Source organism: Parafrankia sp. BMG5.11, assembly GCF_004337455.1.
The window spans coordinates 1-4630 of the sequence record NZ_SJXI01000071.1 but is presented as its reverse complement, the minus strand read 5'-3'; the positions used below and the strand labels follow the sequence as shown (position 1 = coordinate 4630).

The 4630-nt window shown below is 68.4% G+C and carries 5 protein-coding genes; 3 read left to right on the top strand and 2 right to left on the bottom strand.

The annotated features are described in order from the left end of the window. A partial coding sequence (locus E0504_RS37370) for an integrase core domain-containing protein (protein WP_243657794.1) occupies nucleotides 1-335 on the top strand: 335 nt, incomplete at its 5' end. 665 nt (nucleotides 336-1000) lie between these two features. On the opposite strand, the gene E0504_RS37365 is transcribed toward E0504_RS37370, so the two are convergent. Then, nucleotides 1001-1684, bottom strand: a complete 684-nt coding sequence (locus tag E0504_RS37365; RefSeq protein ID WP_112108547.1) for a response regulator transcription factor — start codon at nucleotides 1682-1684, stop codon at nucleotides 1001-1003. Continuing rightward, a complete protein-coding gene (locus E0504_RS37360; protein ID WP_131626790.1) occupies nucleotides 1681-2895 on the bottom strand; it encodes a sensor histidine kinase in 1215 nt (404 codons plus the stop codon). The genes E0504_RS37365 and E0504_RS37360 overlap by 4 nt, the downstream gene beginning before the upstream one ends. A 144-nt stretch (nucleotides 2896-3039) precedes the next feature. Between E0504_RS37360 and E0504_RS37355 the strand changes: the two genes are divergently transcribed. Both E0504_RS37355 and E0504_RS37350 read left to right on the top strand, forming a co-directional pair. Beyond that, nucleotides 3040-3801 (top strand): ABC transporter ATP-binding protein, encoded by a 762-nt coding sequence (locus tag E0504_RS37355; protein ID WP_112108545.1) that lies wholly within the window; start codon nucleotides 3040-3042, stop codon nucleotides 3799-3801. Further along, a complete protein-coding gene (locus tag E0504_RS37350) occupies nucleotides 3798-4532 on the top strand; it encodes an ABC transporter permease (RefSeq protein WP_131626789.1) in 735 nt (244 codons plus the stop codon). Before E0504_RS37355 ends, E0504_RS37350 begins: the two co-directional genes overlap by 4 nt. Nucleotides 4533-4630: the final 98 nt, after the last annotated feature.

Genomic DNA, 4630 nt, shown 5'->3' with positions numbered 1-4630 from the left:
CGAAATTCACGGCTTCCTTCAATGCTGTCTTTGCCGGGGCCGGTATCGACGTGGTGCGCACACCGCCACAGTCGCCGCAGACGAACGCGATCGCGGAACGCTGGGTCGGCACCGTCCGCCGGGAATGCACCGACAGGCTGTTGATCGTCTCCGAACGGCACCTGACATCGGTCCTCGACAGCTACGCGGAGCATTTCAACACCCACCGACCCCACCGCTCCCTCGGCCAGCACCCACCCGACTCACCACCCGTGGCCACCCCGACCCCGGGGTCCACCATCCGTCGCACACGCATCCTCGGCGGGCTGATCAACGAATACCGCAACGCCGCCTGACGACCTCCACAGGCGATCACCCGGGCTACAAAAGAGCAGCTCACAGGCCGCACCCGGATTTTGGAGCCCAACAGCCACCGGCTGGGTGTGATCCCCGAAAGGGTGCTGTGGCTATGACCTACGCGGCGCGCGACAGCCAGACCGCCGCTGTTCGCCGTGCGCGCCTGCTGCGGCGACTGGCCGCCCGACCGCCATCGCAGCGACGCCCCGTCGATGATCCGCCCCTGGAGCGGCGGTGAAGTAGCCAGGCGACCATGCGGGCAGTCCTCGCAATGGCTGCCCCTATGAGGATTGCAGTCGACAGAAGCCAATCGTCGAATACGGCAGCATACATATCCGCCCTTACAGACAAAACGAAGCGGGCGAGCCCTTACCTCCGGGATCGTCGCACACGTCGCGGCGCACTGAGTTCGCCGTCGAACAGCGTTCAGAAATTTCGAATCAGCGCACTTCCGCGGTCGGGCAGAGCTGGTCGCGGCGGGCCGCGTAGTCGGCGAGCATTGTTACGGTCGTGAGGTGGAGGGGGGCACTTTAAGAGTGCGGCCTTTATTGCCGGTCACGGTCAGCTGGGCGGTGTCCCAGCCGACGTCGCCGCGGTCGAGCCCGAGCGCCTCGCCGATCCATCCACTGGCGGCGTGCACCAGCCTGCCGTGTCCCTCGAGGGCTCAGCAGCTTTCGACTGTCCGATCTTTGTCGCCGGGCGAGACGAAGCCGGTTTCGTAGGCGAGGGTCACGAGTTGTGCGCGGTCGCGGCGGTCGAGTTTGGCGAGGATGTTGCTGATGTGGGTTTTGGCGGTGAGGGGGCTGATGAGGAGTCGGCCGGCGATCTCGGCGTTGGTGAGGCCGCGGGCGACGAGGCGAAGGATGTCGCGTTCCCGGTTGGTGAGGGTCGCCAGCGTCGCGGGGGGCACGCTTGGGTCGCGGCGGGCGGCGAACTCGGTGATCAGCCGGCGGGTCACGGACGGTGCGATCAGTGCATCGCCGGCTGCGACGACGCGGATAGCGTGGAGCAGTTCGCGGGGTCCGGCGTCTTTGAGGAGGAAGCCACTGGCTCCGGCCCGCAGTGCTGTGTAGACGTACTCGTCCAGGTCGAATGTGGTGAGGATGAGGACCCGGGTGCGGGTGAGGGTCGGGTCGGTGCTGATGAGGCGGGTTGCTTCCAGTCCGTCGAGAACGGGCATGCGGATGTCCATCAGCACCACATGCGGAAGCACTCGCCGGGCGATGTCGACGGCCTGGCGTCCGTTGCTGGCCTCACCGGCCAGCACCAGCCCGCTCTCGGCCGCGACGAGGGCGGCGAAGCCGCCGCGTACCGCGGCTTGGTCGTCGGCGATCAGAACGCGCGTCATGTGACTGCCGGTGCTGGGCGGTAGGGCAGCTCGGCGGACACCCGGAATCCGTGCGGTATCCGGGTCGCCGCGAGAGTTCCGCCGATCGCTGCCGCTCGTTCGGTCATCCCGATGATTCCGACTCCGGCACCGACCTCGCTCTTGCCGGCAGCCCCGGCTGCGGCCGCGGTGTCAGTGCCCGTCCCGACGCCTATTCCCGCAGGCTCGGTCGGGTTCTCGATGGTGATGAGCATCTGCGTCGCGGTAAAGGTGAGGCCGACCTGTGCGGATGCGCCGGGGGCGTGGCGGCGGACGTTGGTCAGTGATTCCTGGACGATCCTGTAGGTCGCGAGACCGACCGCATCCGGTATCCGTTCGGGCTGCTCACCCTGTACTCGGACGGTGACGTCGAAGCCGCTGTCGCGGAGCCGGGCGACGAGGTCGTGAACGGTTTCGACGGCGGGAGTCGGTTCGAGTGGCGCTCTGGCAGGGCCGCTGTCGGAGTCGCGATCGCGCAGGACTCCGACGACGGCCCGGATCTCGTCGAGGGCGTCGCGGCTGGCGTCGGCGATCGTCGCGAGGGCCGCTCGGGCGTGTCCGGCCTTGTCGTCGAGCAGGTGCGCCGCGACGCTGGCCTGGACGTTGATGGTCGTCAGGGTGTGTGCGACGACGTCGTGCAGGTCCCGGGCGATCCGTAGCCGTTCCTGCTCGATGAGCCGCCGTGCTTCCTGCTCACGGGACTGTTCGGCGAGTTCGACGCGCTCCAGCAGCAGCGACACGTAGGAACGGCGGGTCCGCAGTGTGTCGGCGGCGAGCATCGGTATGGCAACGAGAGCGGCGTGGCCGAGAGTATGCGGGGCGATGGTGGCCGGGCTGGTGAGGAAGAGGTCGGTGGCGAGGATCGCGGCGACGGCCGCGAGCGCCGCGACGACCTGATGGGCCCGGCCGCGGCGCAGTCCCACCGAGTACAGCGCCGCGGCGGGTGCGAAGACGGCCGCGGCGCCGGCCGCGGGCTCGATGGTACACAAGCCGAGAACGAGGCCACCGGTAACGGCGAGTGTGATCACAGGAGCGCGGTGGCGTGCCGCCAGAGCCGCGGCTGCGGCCAGTCCCAGTGGTAGCGCCGTGTGGACGGTTTCGGTCTGCGCACGAACGACGATTCCGGCGGTGATCACGGCACCGACCAGGATCGGGACGGCGGCGTCCACAGCGGAGATCTGCCCGCGTCCCATGAGCCGAATCTAACCGCGCCCCGCCCGGCGCGCATACGCCTACAGGAGTAGACGACCCGCTTCCCACGGCCGATGCCACCGCACCCTGGTACCGACACGATCGGTGCCGGACAGACAACCAGACATCACCGTGAGGAGTTGCGCATGGACCACCGGACCGGCGATGTGAGGCCCACAGCCTTGGCGTCGACCCACGACGCGATCGTCAGCGTGCGCTCGCTGAGTAAACGCTACGGCGACACCGTCGTGCTCGACGACCTGACCTTCGCCTTGGAGAAGGGAACCGTCACCGGATTTCTCGGCCCGAACGGAGCAGGGAAGACCACAACACTTCGGCTTCTGCTCGGCCTGGCCACGCCGAGTTCCGGCGAGGCCCTCATCCTCGGCCATCCATATCAGGACCTGGGTAGTCCCGCGAGGCAAGTCGGTGCGGTGCTGGACGTTCATGACCTTCACCCCGCCCGCTCCGGCCGCGAGCACCTGCGTGTCCTCGCGCTGGCCGCCGGGATCCCCGATACCCGCGTCGAGGAGGTGCTTGCCATGGTCGAGCTCGACGCGGCGGCTGACCGACGGGTGCGGACCTACTCCCTGGGGATGCGTCAGCGGCTCGGGCTCGCCGGAGCCCTTCTCGGTGAACCCCGCCTACTCGTCCTCGACGAGCCTGCGAACGGCCTCGATCCAGCAGGGATGCAGTGGCTGCGCGCGATGCTGCGCGGATTCGCCGAGCGGGGCGGGGCAGTCCTCGTCTCCAGCCACGTCCTCGCCGAGGTCAGTCAGACCGTCGACCAGGTACTGATACTCCACCGAGGTCGGCTGGCAACACAGGGTCGGCTCGATCAGCTGACCGCGGACGGGCAGACGCTCGAAGAGGTCTACCTCGCCGTCACCTCCGAGGTGGCCGCGTGAACACCGTCCTCGCCGCCGAACTGCGCAAGCAGCGCTCGACCCGCACCGACCTCACCCTGCTGCTGACCCTGCTCGGTCTCGGCCTGTTCGCGGTGGCCCTCCATGCGTTCAGCCTCAGCCCAGACCAGCTGGTAACCGTCACAGATCAGATGCGGGTGTTCGGCTGGGGAGTCCTCGCAGCCCTGTTCGCCGGGATCGGCGGCGCGATGACCATCGCCACCGAGTTCCGTCATGGAACGATCCGCTCGACGTTCCTCGTCACCCCGCGGCGAGGACAGGTCCTGACCGCCAAGCTCGGCGCGAGCGCCCTCACCGGGGCAACGTTCGGGTTCGCCGTGGAACTCGTCGCCATCGTCGTCGGAAGCTCTGTCCTCGCTGGTCGTGGCATCGACATCGCCCTCGCCCACCCCGATGTCGTGCGTCTCCTTCTTGGCGGGGCCCTGGTGGGCGCGCTGTGGGCCGCCTTCGGTCTCGGTCTGGGCGCGATCCTGCGTAATCAGGTCACCGCCCTGGTTGGTCTGGCCACCTGGCTGCTGTTCATCGAGAACCTGCTGATCGCCTATATTCCCGACGTCGGACGGCTCGCCCCCGGCCAGGCCGGCTTCGCTCTGATGGGGCAGGACCCCGACATCCTGCTCCCACCGGCCGTCGGCGCCCTCGTACTTGCCGCTTGGTCGGCGCTCGCGGCCACCGCCGGTCGCGTCCTCACCATGCGGCGCGACGTGCCCTGACCGGCCTGAGTCAGGCGCTGCTCCAGCTTGTGGGTGCGGGGTCCCCGACGCATCGATGAACCCGGACGGCGAACGTTAGCTGGCCCGGTAGATGAGGG